Origin of the sequence: Sphingomonas sp. PAMC 26605 (assembly GCF_000241485.1) — a bacterium.
In the GTDB taxonomy this organism is placed as follows: Bacteria; Pseudomonadota; Alphaproteobacteria; order Sphingomonadales; family Sphingomonadaceae; genus Sphingomonas.
Genome location: NZ_JH584241.1, coordinates 3,677,433 through 3,696,847 on the forward strand (window position 1 = coordinate 3,677,433; position 19,415 = coordinate 3,696,847).

Annotated in this window: 13 protein-coding genes; 6 read left to right on the forward strand and 7 right to left on the reverse strand. The window is 66.3% G+C overall.

Going from position 1 to position 19,415, the window contains the following annotated elements:
* Positions 1–8 precede the first annotated feature (8 nt).
* From trpD to RH90_RS17145, 3 genes are all read left to right on the forward strand, one after another.
* Positions 9–989, forward strand: coding sequence for an anthranilate phosphoribosyltransferase (trpD, locus tag RH90_RS17135; RefSeq protein WP_081477016.1), 981 nt, complete (start codon positions 9–11; stop codon positions 987–989).
* Positions 986–1,774: an indole-3-glycerol phosphate synthase TrpC gene (trpC, locus tag RH90_RS17140; protein WP_010187415.1), complete on the forward strand. Its 789-nt coding sequence runs from the start codon at positions 986–988 to the stop codon at positions 1,772–1,774. The genes trpD and trpC overlap by 4 nt, the downstream gene beginning before the upstream one ends.
* A gap of 83 nt (positions 1,775–1,857) precedes the next feature.
* The gene (locus RH90_RS17145) at positions 1,858–2,256 is read left to right on the forward strand and encodes a cupredoxin domain-containing protein (protein ID WP_010187417.1); all 399 of its coding nucleotides are present in this window, start codon (positions 1,858–1,860) and stop codon (positions 2,254–2,256) included.
* 85 nt (positions 2,257–2,341) lie between these two features.
* Here RH90_RS17145 and RH90_RS17150 read toward each other — a convergent pair whose 3' ends face one another.
* From RH90_RS17150 to RH90_RS17170, 5 genes are all read right to left on the reverse strand, one after another.
* On the reverse strand, positions 2,342–4,003 hold the full coding sequence (locus RH90_RS17150) for a DUF5597 domain-containing protein (protein WP_010187419.1): 1,662 nt from the start codon (positions 4,001–4,003) through the stop codon (positions 2,342–2,344).
* A 43-nt stretch (positions 4,004–4,046) separates the two neighbouring features.
* Positions 4,047–5,618, reverse strand: a complete 1,572-nt coding sequence (locus tag RH90_RS17155; protein WP_010187421.1) for a GH39 family glycosyl hydrolase — start codon at positions 5,616–5,618, stop codon at positions 4,047–4,049.
* 40 nt (positions 5,619–5,658) lie between these two features.
* Positions 5,659–8,175 carry a beta-galactosidase GalA gene (gene galA / locus RH90_RS17160; protein ID WP_010187423.1) on the reverse strand — a complete coding sequence of 839 codons (2,517 nt, stop codon included), beginning with the start codon at positions 8,173–8,175 and terminating at the stop codon, positions 5,659–5,661.
* A gap of 4 nt (positions 8,176–8,179) precedes the next feature.
* Complete coding sequence (locus RH90_RS17165; RefSeq protein ID WP_010187424.1) at positions 8,180–9,685, reverse strand: tryptophan halogenase family protein; 1,506 nt, start codon at positions 9,683–9,685, stop codon at positions 8,180–8,182.
* Positions 9,686–9,798: 113 nt separating this feature from the next.
* The gene (locus RH90_RS17170; RefSeq protein WP_010187425.1) at positions 9,799–12,744 is read right to left on the reverse strand and encodes a TonB-dependent receptor; all 2,946 of its coding nucleotides are present in this window, start codon (positions 12,742–12,744) and stop codon (positions 9,799–9,801) included.
* A gap of 307 nt (positions 12,745–13,051) precedes the next feature.
* Here RH90_RS17170 and RH90_RS17175 point away from each other — a divergent pair, with 307 nt between their 5' ends.
* Positions 13,052–14,602, forward strand: a complete 1,551-nt coding sequence (locus RH90_RS17175; RefSeq protein ID WP_010187426.1) for an alpha-L-fucosidase — start codon at positions 13,052–13,054, stop codon at positions 14,600–14,602.
* Between the two features lie 43 nt (positions 14,603–14,645).
* Positions 14,646–16,715, forward strand: coding sequence for a beta-galactosidase (locus RH90_RS17180; RefSeq protein ID WP_010187427.1), 2,070 nt, complete (start codon positions 14,646–14,648; stop codon positions 16,713–16,715).
* Between the two features lie 130 nt (positions 16,716–16,845).
* Here RH90_RS17180 and RH90_RS17185 read toward each other — a convergent pair whose 3' ends face one another.
* The gene (locus tag RH90_RS17185; RefSeq protein ID WP_010187431.1) at positions 16,846–17,250 is read right to left on the reverse strand and encodes an L-rhamnose mutarotase; all 405 of its coding nucleotides are present in this window, start codon (positions 17,248–17,250) and stop codon (positions 16,846–16,848) included.
* A 143-nt stretch (positions 17,251–17,393) separates the two neighbouring features.
* On the opposite strand from RH90_RS17185, the gene RH90_RS17190 reads away from it, so the two are divergent.
* Positions 17,394–18,188: an IclR family transcriptional regulator gene (locus tag RH90_RS17190; protein ID WP_010187432.1), complete on the forward strand. Its 795-nt coding sequence runs from the start codon at positions 17,394–17,396 to the stop codon at positions 18,186–18,188.
* 76 nt (positions 18,189–18,264) lie between these two features.
* Here RH90_RS17190 and RH90_RS17195 read toward each other — a convergent pair whose 3' ends face one another.
* Positions 18,265–19,197 carry a zinc-binding alcohol dehydrogenase family protein gene (locus tag RH90_RS17195; protein WP_010187433.1) on the reverse strand — a complete coding sequence of 311 codons (933 nt, stop codon included), beginning with the start codon at positions 19,195–19,197 and terminating at the stop codon, positions 18,265–18,267.
* Between the last annotated feature and the right edge of the window lie 218 nt (positions 19,198–19,415).

Consider the following 19,415-nt stretch of genomic DNA (forward strand, 5'->3'; position numbering starts at 1 on the left):
TCTCGGTTCTGCTCCCCGACCCTTCGTCCCCGCTCAGCCGCGAGACCGCGGCGCAGGCGTTCGCCGACCTGCTCGACGGCAACGTTCCCGATGACGCGATCGCCGCCTTCCTGATCGGCCTCACCGAACGCGGCGAAACGAGCATCGAGATCGCCGCCGCCGCGCGCGCGCTGCGCGACCGGATGCTGCCGATCTCGGCGCCCGTCGGCGCGCTCGATGTGTGCGGCACCGGCGGTGACGGCCATCACACGCTCAACGTCTCGACCGCGGTGTCGATCGTCGTCGCGAGCACCGGCGTGCCCGTCGCCAAGCACGGCAACCGCGCCGCCTCGTCCAAGGCGGGCGCGGCCGACACGCTCGAGGCGCTCGGGCTCGACATGCAGCGCGCCGGGCAGAACGCCGAGGCGAGCCTCAACGACATCGGCATCGCCTTCCTGTTCGCCGCCAACCATCACCCGGCGATGAAGCGCATCACGCCGATCCGCCAGCGGCTCGGCCGCCGCACGATCTTCAACCTGATGGGCCCGCTCGCCAACCCAGCAGGCGTCACGCGCCAGCTGATCGGCATCGCCCGGCCCGACTACGCCGCGACCTATGCCGCCGCGCTCGAACAGCTCGGCACCGAAGCGGCGCTCGTCGTCTCCGGCGATGAAGGGCTCGACGAACTGTCGAGCGCCGGACCGAGCGTCGCGGTCGCGGTCGGCCAGGTCGACCTCCCGTCCGTTATCACCCCCGAGGACGCGGGCCTCCCCCGCCACCCGATCAGCGCGCTCCGCGGCGGCGACGCTGTCCACAACGCCGCAGCGCTGCGCCGGTTGCTCACCGGCGAGACCGGCGCATATCGCGATGCCGTCTTGCTCAACGCCGCCGCCGCGCTGATCGTCGCCGGCTCTACCCCCACCCTCACCGCGGGCGTCGCCCTTGCTGCCGAAGCGCTCGACAGCGGCGTGGCCAACGCACTGCTCGATCGCTGGATCGCTTATTCATGACCGATATCCTCAATCGCATCCTCGAGACCAAGCGCGCCGATGTCGCCGCGCGCAAGGCGACCACCGCGCTCGCCGAACTCGACGCCTGCATCGCCTGCCAGTCGCCACCCCGCGGGTTTCGCGCGGCGCTCGACGCGCGCGCGGCGTCGGGCGGCTATGCGCTGGTCGCCGAGGTCAAGAAAGCGAGCCCATCCAAGGGCCTGATCCGCGAGGATTTCGATCCCCCCGCGCATGCGCGCGCCTATCAGGCGGGCGGCGCGACCTGCCTGTCGGTGCTGACCGACGAGGCTTGGTTCCAGGGGTCGGACGCCTTCCTGACCGCGGCGCGCGAGGCGTGCGACCTCCCGGTGCTGCGCAAGGATTTCATGGTCGATCCGTGGCAGGTCCCCGAATCGCGCGGGATCGGCGCCGATGCGATCCTGCTCATCATGGCCGCGCTCGACGACGTGACGCTCGCCGAGATCGAGGCGAGCGCGCTCGAATGCGGGATGGACGTGTTGGTCGAGGTGCACTCGATGGCCGAGATGGAGCGCGCGATGAAGCTCAAGTCGCGGCTGATCGGCGTCAACAATCGCGACCTGCGCGATTTCACGGTCGACTTCGCGCGCACTTACGAGCTGGTGTCGAAGGCGCCGAAGGACTGCACCTTCGTCGCCGAAAGCGGGCTGACGACGCGCGCCGATCTCGATGCGATGGCCGAGCACGGCATCCGCTGCTTCCTGATCGGCGAAGCACTGATGCGGCAGGACGATGTCGAGGCGGCGACGCGCGCCTTGGTCGGCTAGGCGCGCGTCGCCGCGGCGGCCGGCGCGGAACGAAGCCCCGCGCTGCGCCGTTTGCGTCTCCACATTCGACACGGAGATATGCCATGAAGACCGCCCTGCTCGCCCTGGTTGCGATCGCCACGCCCGCCCTCGCGCAGACTTCCGCCGCCCGCGCGCCGCAATCGGTGGCGATCACCATGACCGACCACGGCTTCGTGCCCAGCACCATCGTGTTGCGCCGCGGGGGTTCGTACGTACTGCGCGTCACCAACCGCTCGGACAAGGGCCACAACCTCACGCAGAAAGCCTTCTTCCGCGCGGCGCGTCTCTCTCGCGAAGATCGTGGCTTGGCCAGCGACGGCCAGCTCGTCCTGGCGCCGGGCGAACGCGCCATGCTACGCTTCGAGGCGCCGATGACCCGCCCCGGCGGGACGTACCAATTCAGCAGCACGACGCTGGGCGATGCCGACAACGATTATACCGGCGTGTTCCGGATGCGCTGACGATAGCGCAAGGTTAGCCGCGCTTCCACGGAGCCGGGACACCGCCCCGGCTCCGTCGGTTTCGCGTTCGAGGTCCCGCTCCGCCTTACCGGTAGCGCCCCATCGTCACCTTGAGCACCTGCGGGCGGCTGACGAAGTTTAGACCGTAATCGGTCTGGTCGCCATTCCACACCCGGCTCATCGCCCAGCGGCCATTCTCGAACTTGCCCTCTTCGACGCGCACCATCACGCCGTTCGATCCGGTGCCGGGGGCGCCTGCGAACGACACGCGGACGTGATCGCCCATCACGAGGAATTCGTTCGCCGACAATTGCGCGACCGCGACCCCGCCGACGGGCTCCTTGCCCCATGGCGCCTGGTCGCTCTTGAGCCATTCCCAGTCCTTCATGCCGAACTGCCACTCACCCCAAGTCGCGGTGATCGACCAGTCGCCCATGCGCGTCGACTGGATCGCGCCATCATCGGGCTTGGCCGCCCCCCAGGTCGGCTTTTCATAGGCGATCTTCGCCCAGTCGCGCATCATCGCGCCGACCGCGGCATAGGGCAGCGCGAACGCGCCGAGTGTGGCGGGCGACAGGTCGGCCGCGCCGAGCGGGAAATTGACATAGCCGGTCTCGTCCATGCCGAACGGCGAGAAGCCGATCGCGCCACGCCCGATCGTCGGCCAGAAGAAGCGCGCGAAATCGCGCGTATTGCCCATCTCCGGCACCATCAGCGCATTGTCGGGCCGCGCATATTGGTCGAGATATTTGATCACATTGGCGCTGGTCTTGTCATAGATGTCGGGCGCCTGCAGATCGATCGCGGGAGCCGCCGCCTTCCAGATGTCGAGCACGTCCTGCTGCGGCCCGCCGCTCGCGACGCCGTACGGATCGGGAACGTTCGACGGCCCCGAGAGCGAGGCGTTGACGTACATCGGCAGCGGCTTGATCGCCTTGCCCGCCGCCGCGATCGCGTTGACATAGCTGCCGACGTACCAGGTGTTGAACGCGCGATCGGCCTGCGCGCCGAACGCCGCGCTCCAGCTGCCGCTCTTGTGCAGCCGCTGCGCGAGCGCGGGCGGGATCGGCTTGGCGAACAGCGCGTCGGCGGTCGCGGAGAAGTCGCGCGGGTTCTTGTAGCTGCCGGTCTCATTCTCGACCTGAACCATGATGACGGTATTCTGCGAATCGTGATCGCGCAAATAGGTCATCAGTTGGACAAAGGCGCGCTTGTCGGCGGCGAGCGTCGCCGCGCCGTGCGCGCTGAGCACGCCGTGATCCTTGCCGTCCTTGGTCTTCATCCGCGGAAAGCGGCGATTGTCGAGCTTGACCCAATCGGGCGTGTAGGAGAACGACGTGTTCTTCCACGTGCCGAACCACAGCAGGACGACGCGCTTGTCATGGGCGCGCGCCTGGTCGAGCAGCGTCTGGAGGAAGCTGAAATCGAAGCTGCCCTCCTTCGGCTCGACCTGTTCCCACGCGATCGGCACCTCGACCGTATTGGCGCCGAGCCGGTCGAGCACGGGCCATGCCGTCGCGAGCGGCTCGGGATAATTGGTCGAATTGTTGACCTGCGCGCCGAGCATGAAGAACGGCGCGCCATCGACGATCAGCGCGTGGCGGCCGTTGCGGCTCTCGATCCGCGGAAGCTCGTGCGAGGCCTGCGCCGAGGCGGCCGAGCAGCCGGCGAAGATCAGGCCGGCCGCGAGCAGCGATGTCATCGCGCGACGACGCAGGGCCGTGCGGCCGTGGGGGGTGCTGTTCATCATCGTCTCCGGATATGGCGTATGTCTGGCAAGAAGCGGGCGTTCAGCCGCGCGGGGTCGGCTCGAGCGTCATCAGCACGACGTCGTTGGTGTCGAGCGGCACCGTCGCCGCGTAGCGACCATTGGCGCCGATCCGCACGACCCGGTCCTGCTCGGGCTTGTCCTGCGTCAGCGCCTGCAATTGCGAGACTTGCGCCGGGCTCAGCGTGGTCGGCAGGCCCATGTCGATATAGGCCGAATAGGCGTCGTTATGGCGATAGCCGGTGCGGTAGGTCCGCAGCCGATAGCTGCCGGGCGCGAGCCCGGTGAGCTGGACCGCAGCCGGCGCCTGCGCGGTCGCGGGCACCAGCTTGGTGTAGAACGGGCGATTGCTGATCTTCTGGACGGGCTGGTGCCAGTCCCACAGCAATACGCTGGTCTTGTGCCCCTCGGTCGCGGCCCAACTGTTCGCATCGAGCGTCGGCACCGCCTTGCCGCGCAGCGCGTTGAGATATTTGTAGGCGAACCACGCCGGCTTGCGGATGCCCTGCGGGTTCATCAGCCCGAAGCCGCCTTGAAACGGCGCGGTCGGCGGGCCGGGTTCCTCGAACAGGTCGCTATAGGTCCAATAGCTCATCCCCTGGACGATGCCCTGCACCGCCTTCAACTTGCTCAGGATATAGGGCGCGCTGACATAGCTGTCGTGCACCGCGTCGCGCGGGGTGTAGCTCGTGCTCCATTCGGTGAAATAGAGCGGCAGCTTGGGGAAGGGCGACGCCACGATCTCGGCGCGGACCTTCCGCGCGTCGGCGATGATCGCGTCGGGCGAGGCCGACAGCTTGGTGTCGCTCTTGCCCTGCTCGTCGAGGAAACCGCCCTCGACGCCATAGGTGTGCGTCGTGACGAAATCGACCGGCGCGCCGCTCTTGGCGACATGCTCGAGAAATTCGGGCACCCAGGCGGCACCGGCGGTCGATGGACCACCGACGCGCAAGCCCGGATCGACCTTCTTCAGCGCGCGCGCGGTGACGTCGTAGAGCTCGAAATAGGCCGGCTTGTCGGCCTTCTCCCAGAAGCCGTCGAGATTGGGCTCGTTCCACACTTCGAAATACCAGCTGCGCACCTCGGCGGCGCCGTAACGCTGCTGCAGATGCCGCGCGAAGGCGTCGATCAGCGCCGCCCAGCCGTCGAGCTTCGGGTGCGAGGTGTTGCCCTTCCAATAGAAAATCGTCAGATCCGACGTCTTGAGCGCGTCCGGTGTGAAGCCGAGCTCGACGAACGGCTTGATGTGCCGTTTGAGCATATCGTCGTACAGCCGGTCGATCCCGGTCCAGTCATAAATGGTCCGGCCATTCTCGACGCGGACGGTCTTCAGCACGTCGTGGAAGATCGCGTGGAAGCGAAGGTAGCGAAAGCCGAGCTCGTCGGTCGCGGTCTTGAGCTGCGCCTGGCTGTCGGCGCGGATCAGGGTGCCTGGATAATCCGAGCCGACCGAGAGATCGTAGAAGCGATCGACCGGTCCCTGCGCGCGGGCGACATCAACCGTGACGACGCGCTCGGGCGCGGCGTGTGCAGGTAGCGCTACCAGAAACGCTGTCGCGGCAGCGCCGCTCGACCAAAAAGTCATCCGTTGCATAGCATCGATCCTTGAATTTCCCTGTGCCTATCGCGCGGTGTCACGCAATGGCAAGCGTGGTCGTCAGGCGCAGCGATGCCGGGACGAGCCGCGGCCCCTCCCCGCTCGCCGCGAAAGCGTCGATCGTGATCGTGCCCGGGCGGCCGGTCGACTGCACGATCAGCTGCGCCAGCCCGTTGAACAGCGCGCGCTGCGGCGCGACGTCGCTCTCGAGGCTGTTGGGGTTGCCGTTGCCGACGCCGATCAGCTTGCCCGCGCCCGACACGCGGAAGCGCAGCGCGTCGTTCGCGGTCGGTACCGCTCGCCCGCGGGCATCGAGCAGGTCGACCGTCAGCATCGCCACGTCGCGTCCGTCCGCCGCGATCATCGTGCGATCGGCGGCGAGCCGGAGGCGCTGCCCCGGCCCGGTCGTCTCGCGACGCTCGCGCAGCACGATGCGGCCGTCGCGCCGGCCGATCGCCTCGATCACGCCGGGGGCATAGGGCACTTGCCATTCGACATGCTTCAGGCGCGGCATCGCCTTGCGGCCAAGGCTCTGCCCGTTGAGCAGCAATTCGATCTCGTCGAGGTTGGAATAGACCCAGACCGACACCGGCTTGCCCTCCTGCCCCGGCCAGTTCCAGTGCGGGAAGAGATGCAGGCTCGGCGCCTTCCCCCACCATGCCTTGTAATAATAGAAATAGTCCTTCGGGAAGCCGCACAGATCGACGATCCCGAATTGCGAGCTGTTCGACGGCCAATTGTACGGCGTGGGTTCGCCGCGATAGTCGAACCCGGTCCAGGCAAAGCCCCCGGCGAGCCAGTCGTGCGCGCCATATTGGCCCCACCATTGCTCGGGCGTAGTCCCCCAGCCGACGACCCCGTCATACGAACTCATGACGTGCCGCGCGGCATCGGTGCGATATTCGCCGCGCGTCGCGATCGCGCTCGACGTCTCCGATCCGTAGATCGGCCGCTCGGGATATTTCTTGTGGAACGGCTCGGGGAATTCGGGGTGATAGTTGAACCCGACGATATCGAGCGGCTCGGACAGCCCGGCTTCATTGTTCCAATTGACCGCCGCGGTGACCGGCCGGGTCGGGTCGAGCGCATGGCAGCGATCCACCATCGCCTGGGCGATGCGCTTCCCCTGCTTCATCAGCCCCTCTTGCTGGAGCAGATATTCCTCGTTGCCGATCGACCAGCCGATGATCGAGGGGGAATTGCGGAAGCGCTTCACCATCAATTCGAGCTCGGCCATGCCGCTCGGGTTCGAGCTCATCTGGCGCGTCTCGCACAGCAGCATCACGCCCATCCGGTCGCACGCCTCGACCCATTCGGGGGTCGGCATGTTGTGCGACGAGCGCACCGCGTTGCAGCCCATGCCCTTGAGCACCTCGAGCCGATACGTCTGCAACCGGTCGGGCAAGGCCGCGCCGACGCCGGCGTGATCCTGATGATTGCAGGTGCCCTGGATCTTGAGCGACACGTCGTTGAGGAAGAAGCCGCGATCGGCATCGAAGCGCGCACTGCGGATGCCGAAGCTGACCCGGTCGGCATCGCGCACCGCGCCGTTCGCGACGACCTTTACCACCGCGGTGTAGAGGTGCGGCGTTTCGAGCGACCACAAGGCCGGATTATCGACGCGCGCGCTGCTGCGATAGGTGGCCGCGCCCGACGCGGCGATCGCCTGCGCCGGGGCGGTCGCGCGCGCGACCACCGCTCCGCGCGCATCGAGGATCGTCCAGTCGAGCGCGGCATCCGCCGCCACGCGTCCGGCATTCTCGACGGTCGTGACCAGCTCGAGCGTCGCCGCGCCCGCGCCGGGCGTCGCGCGGACCACCGTCTCCCACGCGCCGAAATGCAGCGGGTCGGTCTTGCGCAGCCAGACGTGGCGATAGAGGCCGGCGCCCTCGTAGAACCAGCCGTCGCCGAAGCTCGCATCGACCCGCACCGCGATCGCGTTCTTGCCGCCATAATCGAGGAAGTCGGTGAGATCGAAGGCGAACGGCGCATAGCCATTGGCGTTGCGGCCGATGAAGCAGCCGTTGACGAACACCAGCACGTCGCGCATCGCGCCGTCGAATTCGAGCGTGATCCGCCGGCCGAGGTCGCTCGCGGGAATATCGAGGGCGCGCCGATACCAGCCGACGCTGGTCGCCGGGTAGCGCCGCCCGAGCGGGCGATAGCCGTGCGAGCGGAGCTGCGCGTCGCCCTCGCCTTTGTCGTCCTGCACGAAGGGCAATTCGACTGCCCAATCGTGCGGCAGATCGACCGAGCGCCACGCTCTGTCATCGAAATCGGGCCTGGCGATCTTGATGATCCCGGTCTTCGAGAAATCGGCCTGGCCGAAGCCGAAGTCGAAATCCTTGGTCGGATCGCTGCCGTGGCCGAGCGCGAAGCGCCAGCCGCTGTCGCAGCGCAGCCGCTCGCGCGGGGCGAGCGCGGCGGCGCTCTCGGCGGGGTTTCGGGCGCCGCTAGCGCGCGTTTCGGCGGCGCTGGCGGCGGGCAAGAAGGAGGCCGCGCTCGGCAGCGCCAGACCGGCGCCGACAAGGGCACGGCGTGTCATATCGGTCATCGCGTCAGCTCCGGGCAGGTGGCGCAGCGCGGACGCCGCTGAGGAAATCAGCATGGGTCGGCAGCACGCTCGCGCCTTGGCGGATGACGGCGCGCATCCGCTGCAGCTGTGCGCGGACCGCGTCCTCGGGCAATTCGTCGGCGAGCGGGTCGTGTCCGCGCGGCATCGCGCCCTGGCCGAGCAACACCGCGAGCCAGCTCGGCTCGCGGAACAGTTCGGCAGGATCGAGCACCAGGCGTCCGAGATTGGCGAAGATCGCCATGCGCTGGGCGAGGCTGTCGGGCACCGCCATTGCGCGCGTGTGCCGCCAGAAGGGCGAATCGTCGCGGCGCGTCAGCTTGTAATGCAGGATCACGAAGTCGCGCACGGCCTCGATCTCGCTGCGCATCAGGCTGTTGTAGAGATCGATCTCGGGCGCGGCGAAGCCGTTGCTCGGGAAGAGCGACATCAGCGTCGCGATGCCGCGCTGGATCAGATGGATGCTGGTCGATTCGAGCGGCTCGATAAAGCCCGAAGCGAGCCCGAGCGCGACGACGTTGCGGTTCCACGACAGCCGCCGCCGGCCGGTGGTGAAGCGCAGATGCCGCGGCTCGGCCAGCGCCGGCGCGTCGAGCGCGCCGAGCAACTGCGCGGTCGCTTCGTCCTCGCTGATATACGCGCTCGAATATACATGGCCGTTGCCGGTGCGATGCTGCAGCGGGATCCGCCAGCGCCATCCGGCCGAGCCGGCGGTCGCGCGGGTATAGGGGGTCGGCGCCTCGACCGCGGCGGTCGGCACGGCGATCGCGCGGTCCATCGGCAGCCAGTGCGACCAGTCGACATAGCCCGTCTCAAGCGCCTGCTCGATCAGCAGGCCGCGAAACCCCGAACAATCGATATACAGGTCCGCCGCGCAAACCCGCCCGTCGGCGAGCGTGAGGTCCTCGACGAAGCCGGTCGCGCCGTCGAGCCGCACATCGACGACGCGGCCCGCGACATGCTGCACGCCCTCCCCGATCGCCAGCTCGCGCAGGAAATCGGCGTATAAGGCGGCGTCGAACTGCAGCGCGTAGGAGATGTTCGACAGGACGTTGCGGGGATCATCCGAAGGTCGCGCGAATTTGCCCTCGCGCGCGGCGACTGCGGGGAGCGAGTAATCAGACCACGCCCCCTCGCGCGTGCGCAACCAGTGATGGTGGAAGGCGACCCCGCCGAGATCGGCCCCGTAGCGGCCGAAGGGGTGGAAATAGCGCTCGCCGATCGCGCCCCAGTCGCGGAATTCGATCCCCAATTTGTAGGTCGCCTGGGTTCGGCGGACGAGCTCGTCTTCGTCGATCCCGAGCAGCGCGTTGAATTGCAGGATCGGCGGGATCGTCGCCTCGCCGACCCCGACGGTGCCGATCTCGGGCGATTCGATCACCGTCACCGCCAGCCGATCGGCGGCGAAGTTGCGCGCGAGTGCCGCCGCCGCCATCCACCCGGCGGTCCCGCCGCCGACGATGGCGACCGATCTGACGGGCCGATCACGCATCCATCTTCCGTTCCTTATGCTCTCGCCCCGAAAAAAATGGCGGCGTGTCCGTATCGGACACGACCGCCCAAGGGGGGAGTGTTAGATGACGACGTCGAGCGATCGACGCGCCATCAATAGCGGACCTGCAGCCGGATCGACACGCGGCGGTCGTTGATCTGGTAGTTGCGCAGCAGATTGGGATCACCCTGATAGCTCTTGTTGACCGAGTCGGTCAGGTTCTGTCCGTCGAGCGTGATCGAGGCGAAACGGTTGAGCTGATAGCCGATCGAGGCGTCGAGCGAGCCGTACGACTTGAAATAGATCGGCAGCGTCGCCGCGCCATTCTCGCTGACCGAGTCGAGGAACTTCGAGCGCCAGTTGAACGCGACGCGCGCGGTGAGCCCGTATTTGTCGTACAGCCCGATCAGATTGTAGCTGGTGCGCGACAGGTTGATCAGCGGCACCTGGAACTGCGTCTGCGAGCCCACGTTCCCCGAGGCGAGCGTCCCGGCGTTGCTGTCCGCCAGCGTGAAGTTCGCCGCCACGCCGAAGCCCGACAGCGGCCCGGGGAGGAAGTCGAAGAACTTCTGCCCGGCGACCTCGAAGCCCTGGACATAGCCCTTGGTGACGTTGGTCACCGCACTCACGTTGAACTGGACCATGCCGACACCCGCGATGCTCTGCGTCTGGAGCGAGGTGCGCGTGTCGATGATGTCGCGCAGGTTCTTGCGGAACAGCGTGACCGCGATGTAGCCGGTCGGCTCGAAATACCATTCCGCCGCGGCATCGAACGAGGTCACTCGCTCGGGCTTGAGGTTGGGATTGCCCGCGACCGAGCCCGACCCCTGATACGGGTTGGTCACCGCATTGTACGGCTGGCCCGAATTGACCGTCAGCGGTGTGCTGTTCGACCCGTTGTAATTGGGCGAGAGCGTGAAGGTCGGGTTGAGCTGCGCGAAGGTCGGGCGGAAGATGTTCTTCGAGAAAGCGAAGCGCGCCTGCAGCTTGGGCGTGACGTGGAACCGAACGTTCACGCTCGGCAGCCAGGTGTCGTAGCTGCGGCCGCCAGTGTACGGCTGCACCACCGACGTGCTGGTCGAGTCGGTCGCCCCAGCGGTGCGATAGGTCAGGATCTGGAACCCCGCGGCCGAAGCGTCGGTCTTGACGTAGCGCAACCCGACATTGCCATCCAGGTCCATCCCGGCGAGGCGCGTGCCGAACGCGGCGCGCAGATAGGCCGAATAGTCCTTTTCGCTCACCGTGCTGGTGGTCGATTTCGTCGGATCGTCGAGCGAGCCGAACGCCGCAGTCTGGCCGCTGATCGCCTTGATGTGCGCGAAGGCCGAATCGGGGTGGAGCGCGTCGTAGAGGTTCCACTGATAGATCGGCCCGAACACCGAGTTCGCCGCGGTTCCGCGCAGCAACGTCGCCTGCCCCGGATTGTTCTCGACCACCTCCGGATGAGCCGACGCCAGATAGCAATTCGCCGCGGTCGAGTAGCTCGCGCAGGTGCCGCCGATCGTCGTCCAATTGTTGACGTTGGTCTCGCGGTTGATCGCGGTCTTGCTGCTGTAGCGCACGCCCGCGCTCAGCGACTTGAGGAAGCTGCCGTCATCGAAATCCCAGGTGAGATCGAGCCGCGGGGTGTTGCCGACCGCGGAATTGCTGATGCGGTCGGGCTGATAGGCGGTGAAGCCGTAATTGGCGATGTTGGAGAAGAAATTGGATGGCCCGCCAGTGACCGGATCGACCGCGACCTGGGTCGGGAAGGTTCCGCGATTGTCGAACGCATAATTGTAGCTCTGGTTGAACAAGCCGGCCACGCCGCCGCTCTTGGTATAGGGCGTGATGTAGAGGTTGAGCGAATCCTGCTTCACCGTCGAATCGATGTGCTGATAGTCGAACACGAGCTTCAGCCGATCGGTGACCGACCATTTCACGCCCGTCGTGATGTCGGTCGTGCGCGTCTTGCGGTTCGAGCCGTAGGTGACCGACAGCCCGCCCGGATTGGACAACTGCCCCGACGTCGCGATCCCGTTGGCGACGGTATAGCTGCCGGTCGGCGCGGCGCCGTCGTCCGACGCGAAATAGGCGACGCCGGTATCGGTGAATTTGTAGGTCGTGCTCAGGACCTGCGCATAGGCCTCGACAGTGTCGGCCGGGCGCCATTGCAGCACGCCCGAGATGCTCTGCCGCTTGCGATCGCCCTGCGCGACGTTGAAGCCGCCGCCCTTCTGGACCTGGATGTTCTGGCCAGCATAGCCCGGGACGAGCGTCGATTGCACGGGCGCGCCGCCTGCATCGGCGTTCGGGCCGTGGATGTTATAGGGTTCGACCTGATCGAGATCCTGGCGGAAGAACGAGCGCTGATACGAAGCGTTGACCAGCACGCCGATCTCGCCGAGCCCGGTGTGCCAGCGATTGCTGTAGAGCGCTGAGCCGCCCCAGCCCTTCTTCTTGGCGAGATCATATTCGGTGCCCGACACGGTCGCAGCGATGATCTGCCCCGGTGCGTCGAACGGCTTGCGCGTGCGCAGGTCGATCGTGCCGCCGAGCGACCCTTCGATCATCTCCGCCGAGGGGTTCTTGAAGACATCGACGCGCGACAGGAGATCGGGGCCGATCTCGTCGAAAGCCAGGCCGACCCCGCCGTTCGCGGTGAAGATGTCGTGGCCGTTGAGCTCGGTGCGCACTTCGCTGAGGCCGCGGATCGCGACCGTGCTGCCCTCGCCGAGGTTGCGCTGGATCTGGATGCCCGAGATGCGCTGGAGCGATTCGGCGATGTTGGTGTCGGGGAACTTGCCGATGTCCTGCGCGGTGATCGAATCGACGATCTGCTCGGAATTGCGCTTGATCGCCTGCGCCGAGGCGAGGCTGCCGCGCAGCCCGGTGATGACGATATCGGCAGGATCGGCGGGCGGATTCGCCTGCGTCGCGTCGGCAGCGGCGGGCGCTGCGGGTTGCTGCTGATCCGTCGTTGTCTGGGCCTGGGCCTGGGCCTGCGCGACCGCCGCCATACCGCAGATGCCGATCGCCAAACCGGAAACCCCGGCCAGATTGCGTACGCTCGTCATCATCAAATCCCCTCCCTCACGTCCCTGTCCGGGCTTGGAGCTTGCATAGAGGATATCCTCACATATGAAAACAGAAATTTATATGCGCTAAAAGAAATCTCATTCCGGAGGCAGGATTCGCGCCCTGCCCAACCTGAATCTTTCGTGGCTTGCATCAAAGAGAATAGTATTGCACCTGTGAAAGTGCTCCACGCGCCGCTGCGGGCTATCGTCAGCCGTCGCTTGGCTACCACGCGCTAGGCGCATACCGGACAGTGGCGACCTGCTCGGCACAATCAATCGGCGGCGGGACCGCACGTGGGAGGAAACGATGACGAACTTCAGCAAGCGCGAGCTCTTATATGGCCCCCTCGCCGCGCTAGGCGTCGGTGCGTTGAATCGCGTGGCGCCTGTGGCGGCGGCGACCAGCAAGCCCCGCATGGGCGCGATCGAACGCGGCCCGTTCAACGCCACCCACGAATCGCTTTCGACCTACGCCACGCCCGACTGGTTCAAGGATGCGAAGTTCGGGATCTGGGCGCATTGGGGGCCGCAGGCCGTTCCCGCGCGCGGCGACTGGTATGCGCGTTGGATGTACGTCCCGGGCCACCCGCATTACGAGCATCACCTCAAGACCTACGGCCACCCGTCGGAAAAGGGCTATAAGGACATCATTCCGCTGTGGACCGCGGAGCATTGGGATCCCGAGGCGCTGATGGCGCGCTATGCCAAGGCGGGTGCCAAATATTTCGTGTCGATGGGCGTCCACCATGACAATTTCGATCTGTGGAATTCGAAGCACAACCGCTGGAACGCGGTCGCGATGGGCCCGAAGCGCGACGTCGTCGGCACGTGGCAAAAGGCGGCGAAGCGGCAGGGCCTGCGTTTCGGTGTTTCGGAGCATCTCGGCGCGAGCCATAACTGGTGGTATCCCAACCATGGCTATGACCAGTTCTGGCCCAAGCTCGGCATTCCCTATGACGGCGCCAATCCCGCCTATGCCGATCTCTATCACGACAATCGCACCGAGCCGTTCATCGACACCAAGGCGAGCTGGTACACGACCGACCCGGCCTATCATCAATTATGGCTGAAGCGGATCCGCGATCTGGTCGACGGCTATCAGCCCGATCTGCTCTATTCCGACGGCGGGTTGCCGTTCGGCGAGGTCGGCCGCAGTCTGGTCGCGCATCTCTACAACAGCAGCATCGCGCGCAGCGGCAAGCTCGAGGCGGTCTATAACTGCAAGGACGCGGGCACCGGCGAATTCTTCAAGGAAGGCATGGTGCAGGACGTCGAGCGCGGTGTGCTGAAGGGCATCAACCCGCTCCCCTGGCAGACCGACACATCGAACGGTGACTGGTTCTACAACGAACACGAGACCTACAAGTCGTCGAACCAGATCGTCACGATGCTCGCCGACATCGTCAGCAAGAACGGCAACATGCTGCTCAACGTCGTGCTGCGCGGCGACGGCTCGCTGCCGCCCGAATCCGACAGTCTGCTGACCGATCTCGCCGCCTGGATGGCGGTCAATGGCGAAGCGATCCACGGCACCCGGCCGTGGACGCTCTATGGCGAGGGGCCGACCGAAGCGGTCGAGGGCATGTTCAAGGAGAAAGCGGACTATTCGCCGCGTGACATCCGCTTCACGACCAAGGGCAAGGCGCTCTACGCGATCACGCTCGGCGAGCCGCGCGGCACGACCGAAATCGCCGCGCTACGCAGCGGAGCCCCGCAGGCGCGCGGCCGCGTCGTCGGTGTCGAGCTGCTCGGCGCTGGCCCCGTGCGCTTCCGCCAGACCGCTGCTGCGCTGTCGATCGATATTCCCGCGCGACTCCCGACGCGCCATGCCAGCGTCTTCAAGATCCACCAGGCCTGATACCGGCGCGCCGACCCTGCCCAGACTTACGAAGGACCATCCCATGTATCGTCGCCCGGCCCGCCTTGCCAGCATCGCGCTCGCGCTCGTCCTTTCGAGTGCCGTCGCGCTCGCCCCATCGGCGCGCGCGCAGAGCGCGGTCGGCCATCCCGGCTGGCCCGGCAAGGGCGAGCTGTTCGTCGGCGCCTGCTATCAGCCGATCGATCGCAGCCCCGCGCAGATCCGTGAGGATATCGCGATCATGAAGCGCGCTGGCTTCACGATGGTGCGGATGGGCGATCTGTCGTGGGATTCGTTCGAACCCGAGGAAGGCCGCTTCACCTTCGAATGGTTCGACGACGTGATCGCGCAGATGCACGCCGCCGGGATTCGCGTGATCGTCGACATTCCGGGTCAGCCCGCGCCGATCTGGCTGCACAAGAAATATCCCGGGGTCGATATCGTCAATCAGGACGGCGTGCGGATCAACCCCGCCAGCCGCTATTGGGACAATATCAGCGACCCCGACTATCGCCGCCTCGCCGCCCGGCTCGCCCAGAAGATGATGCAGCGCTACGCGCACAATCCGGCAGTGATCGCGCTCGGCTATGACAATGAGATCGGCAACGGGCACATGTCCTATTCGCCGGCCGATCGGACGCGCTTCGTCGCGTGGCTCAAGCGCCGCTACGGCACGATCGAAGCGCTCAACAAGGCATGGGCGACACAGCGCTGGTCGCGCCGCATCAACAACTGGGACGAGGTCGACATCCCGTACGAGCGCGGCCCCGGCCCGAACGAGCGCTATCTCGATTTGCATCGCTATTGGTCCGACGACACTGTCGGCGCGCTCGAGGAATTGGAAGCGGTGCGCAAGCAATACGCGCCCAATTTGCCCGTCGCCTCGAACTTCTGGCCCAATGCCAGCACGAAGGGCTTCGATTACCTGCGCGCGTGGGACAAGATCTCGACCTATGGCGCGCAGGGCTTCTATCCCGGCGACCCGCTCAGCGCCGCGGTCGATGTGATGTCGAACCGCGCGGGCCACACCACGCCGGTGTGGTTCAACGAATTCACCGCCGGCGGCGGCGGCTATTACGGCACGCCCGGGCGCGCGCGGATGTGGGCCTATTACGGGCTGATCTATTACGCGCAGAGCTTCCTCGCCTGGACCTTCAACTCGCATAGTGGCGGCGAGGAACAGGCGCTGTTCGGGCTGGTCGACCATGACGGCCGGGCATCGTGGAAGGTCGACGAATTCGCGCAGATCGCGCGCGAGTTCAAAACGCTCAAGACGCTCGGCTTCCCGCGCTACGATCCGCCGCAGGTCGCGGTGAACTTTTCCTATCAGAGCTATTGGCTGACCAACCCGCCCCCCGGTCCCAACACGATGCAGGAATATTTCAAGGGCGATTACAACAAGTTCGAACAAGCCGCGTACAAGCCGTTGTTCGAGGACAATATCGACGCGGCGGTGATCGATTTCGGCCACGACTCGCTCGACAAGTACAAGCTTGCGATCCTGCCGAGCGCCTATGTGATGGACGCGGCGACCGCGGCCGCAGTGCGCAAATATGTCGCGAACGGCGGGACCGTCATCATGACCGGCTATTCGGCCAAGGTCGACGAGACCGGCAAATGGTTCGAGACGCCCCTGCCCGGCCGCCTCGGCGACGTGTTCGGCGTGCGCACCAATGCCTTCTACCGGGCCGAACAGCCGCTGAAGGTGAGCTTCGACGGCGCGACGTTGACCGGCAGCGACCCCTATTACGAAATCCTCGAGCCGAGCACCGCGACGCCGCTCGCGAGCTTCGCCAACACGCCGCAGCATAGCCCGGCGATCACGCTCAACCATTACGGCAAGGGCCAGGCGATCTACGTCGCCACCGCGCCGCAGTCCGAACTGATCGGGCCACTGGTCCGCTCGCTCTACGCCAAGCTCGGCATCAAGCCCGGCCCAAGGACGCCCGCAGGCGTGATCGCGCGCGAGGTCGATGGGCGGACGCTCTACGTCAACACGACGCAGGCGCCAGTCAGCGTATCGTTCGGCGGCAGCAAGCGCGGTTTGCTGTCGAACAAGCCCTACGACGGCACGCTGCCCCTCGCCCCCTATGGCGTCGAAATCGTCCAGTGATCCCACCGGCGGCCGGCACCGCGCACGCGCCTTGCATGTCCTCCACTACCTAGGAATGATCGCGACGCCCATCGGGAGACGATACGGCTGGATCGGAGCGTCGAGAGCCGGTCCGCGTCGATCAGCGGTATCACGGCTGATCCTCCAGCGCGTAGATCTGTTCGGCGGTGACCCACTTCTCGCCCTCGGCCGCGAAGCGCAAGCGGCGCTGAAAGCGGTCCATCAGCGTCTCCCACGCCTGGATCTCGGGATCGGTCGCGTCGCGCACGGCCTTGGCCGCCGGGTCGAAGTCCGGTGTCGTCTCCATCAGCATTACCAGGCGATCGCCGACCTGCCAGATCTCGAGCGTGGCGATCCCATCGGCGCGGATCGCGCGCGTGACAGCAGCGGGCGGACCACCCGGACGATGCCAGTGGCGATAGGCGGCGATCGCTTCGGGATCGTCGTGCAGGTCGAGGACGAGCACGTGCCGGGTGCGTCGTCCGGGAGCCGCCGACACGGCACCGCTATCGGGCAAAAACGTGTCGGACGTCATGGCTTCACCTTTGCTGTCTCGTCGATCACGCCGTATGCCACCGGCAGCGCCGATTGCCATCGCCCGCTCTTTCCTGCGACGCGGGCCGCCGTTATGCCGCGCATACGGTCGTCGTGGCGGGACCGCCACACCGGAGGATTTACGTGACCAAGAACGGACCGAAAGGCGTCTATGCCGCGCCCGCGCTGGAAAAGGCGTTCGAGATCATCGAATTGCTCGCCGAGCATCCCGATGGCGCGCTGGTCAGCGAGATGGCGGCGAGTCTCGGTCGCTCGGTCGGCGAACTGTTCCGCATCGTGATCGTGATGGAGCGGCTCGGCTATCTGCGCAAATCGGTCCACACCGATCGCTACACCGTGTCGTACAAGCTGCTCGAGACCGCCTATCGCGCGACCCCGGCGCAGAATCTGGTGCGCGCCGCGCTGCCGCAGATGCAGAGCCTCGCGCTGGCGGTCGGCCAATCCTGCCATCTGGTGGTGGCGAGCGAAGATCATGGCTTGGTGATCGCCTGCGAACAGCAGCCCGGTGTCCGTGGCTTTTCGTTGCGCGTCGGCGCGCGGATCGACCTGGTCAACAGCTGCTCGGGCCAGATCCTGCTGGCCTATGCCACACCGCAGCGCAGCGACCGGATTCTCGCGGCGATCGACGCGCAGCGCGCGGATCCGGTCGATCGTGAGCGTTTGGCGCAGCGCTTCGCGGTCATCCGCGCCGCGGGGCATGACAGCCGGCAGAGTCCGATAACCCACGGGGTGACCGATATCAGCTTCCCCGTGTTCGGCTTCGACGGGCGCGCGATGGCCGCGCTGACCATCCCGTTCCTCGAACTCATCGACGGCTCGCAAAAGGTTGGGCTCGAGGCGGCGCGCGATGCGCTCCGCGCCGCCACCGCGGCGATCTCCGATACGCTCGGCTATCACGGCGCGCCGTCGGACGCGTAATCCAGCGCACCGTGTCCCCCGAATGCGGTCTGCTGAGTCGGCGCTCCGCCGAGCGTCCGCGCGCGCTGCCCAGGTTTTAGAAACGCGCGATCGCCTTCAAGACGTGGTCCGCCTCCGCGATCAGCTGCGGCAGCCGCTCGGGCATGTCTTCGGCCGCAAAACTGTGAGTGTGCAGCGCATCGATCGGGATCTGCCCCGCCGTGATCGACGCGATGACATGCGCGAAGTCGCTTGCCAACGCGTTGCGGCTCGCCAGCAGGGTCGTCTCGCGCTTGTGGAACTCAGGATCCGAGAAGACCAGATCGCCCGGCGCGACGCCGACCAGGATCAGCGAACCGCCGTGCGCGACATAAGCGAGGCTCTGCGTCATGGCGGTCAGCGCACCCGTCGCGTCAAATACCGCATCGTACATCGCGCCGTCGGTCCGCTCGGCCAATCGCGCCGCGATATCCGGATCGACCGGAAAGGTATCGTCGAAACCTAGTCGCTCGCGCGCATAATCGAGACGCGCGGCGCGCGTATCGATCAGCGTCACGCGCGCCCCGGCCAGGCGCGCGAACAGGCCCGCGGCGACGCCGATCGGCCCAGCGCCGACGACGAGCACCCGGCTTCCGCCAATTAGCTTCGCGCGGGCGACGGCATGCGCGCCGATCGACAGGAACTCGACCATCGCGGCCTGGTCGAGCGACAGGCCTTGGGCATCGAGCACCGCGCTCTCGGGCACGACGAGCAGTTCGCACATGCCCCCATCCTGATGGACGCCGAGAACCGAGATGTTGACGCACGCGTTGGGCTTGCCCGTGCGACACGCGACGCAGGTGCCGCACGACAGATAGGGATTGATGACGACGCGCTGACCCTTGGCGAAGGCTGACCCCGCGGGCACCGCCTCGATTTCACCGGCGAGCTCGTGTCCCATCACCCGGGGATAGGCGAGATACGGATGCCGCCCGGCGTAGATATGGTAGTCGGTCCCGCACAGCCCGACCCGCCGAATGCGTATCGTCACCTCGCCCGTACGCGCGGAGGGCGCTGGCCGCTCCACAAGATCGAGCTGATATGGCTCTGTACAGACGATGGCTTTCACAGGTTCGGCCGCTCCAAGGAAAGACCAGCGTCTTAATAACCACCTATCATATGTGCAACTTAGTTTTGACCTGTGCAAATCACCGGTGCGTCGTCGCGGCGTGGTGCCCGGAGCCCGCAGGCGGAAAGAAATAGCGCACA

Excerpts from the sequence above, each read along its gene's own strand:
- trpC (WP_010187415.1), top strand. The coding sequence starts at position 986 with ATGACCGATATCCTCAATCGCATCCTCGAGACCAAGCGCGCCGATGTC.
- RH90_RS17145 (WP_010187417.1), top strand. The coding sequence starts at position 1,858 with ATGAAGACCGCCCTGCTCGCCCTGGTTGCGATCGCCACGCCCGCCCTC.
- RH90_RS17150 (WP_010187419.1), bottom strand. The coding sequence starts at position 4,003 with ATGAACAGCACCCCCCACGGCCGCACGGCCCTGCGTCGTCGCGCGATG.
- RH90_RS17155 (WP_010187421.1), bottom strand. The coding sequence starts at position 5,618 with ATGCAACGGATGACTTTTTGGTCGAGCGGCGCTGCCGCGACAGCGTTT.
- galA (WP_010187423.1), bottom strand. The coding sequence starts at position 8,175 with ATGACCGATATGACACGCCGTGCCCTTGTCGGCGCCGGTCTGGCGCTG.
- RH90_RS17165 (WP_010187424.1), bottom strand. The coding sequence starts at position 9,685 with ATGCGTGATCGGCCCGTCAGATCGGTCGCCATCGTCGGCGGCGGGACC.
- RH90_RS17170 (WP_010187425.1), bottom strand. The coding sequence starts at position 12,744 with ATGATGACGAGCGTACGCAATCTGGCCGGGGTTTCCGGTTTGGCGATC.
- RH90_RS17175 (WP_010187426.1), top strand. The coding sequence starts at position 13,052 with ATGACGAACTTCAGCAAGCGCGAGCTCTTATATGGCCCCCTCGCCGCG.
- RH90_RS17180 (WP_010187427.1), top strand. The coding sequence starts at position 14,646 with ATGTATCGTCGCCCGGCCCGCCTTGCCAGCATCGCGCTCGCGCTCGTC.
- RH90_RS17185 (WP_010187431.1), bottom strand. The coding sequence starts at position 17,250 with ATGACGTCCGACACGTTTTTGCCCGATAGCGGTGCCGTGTCGGCGGCT.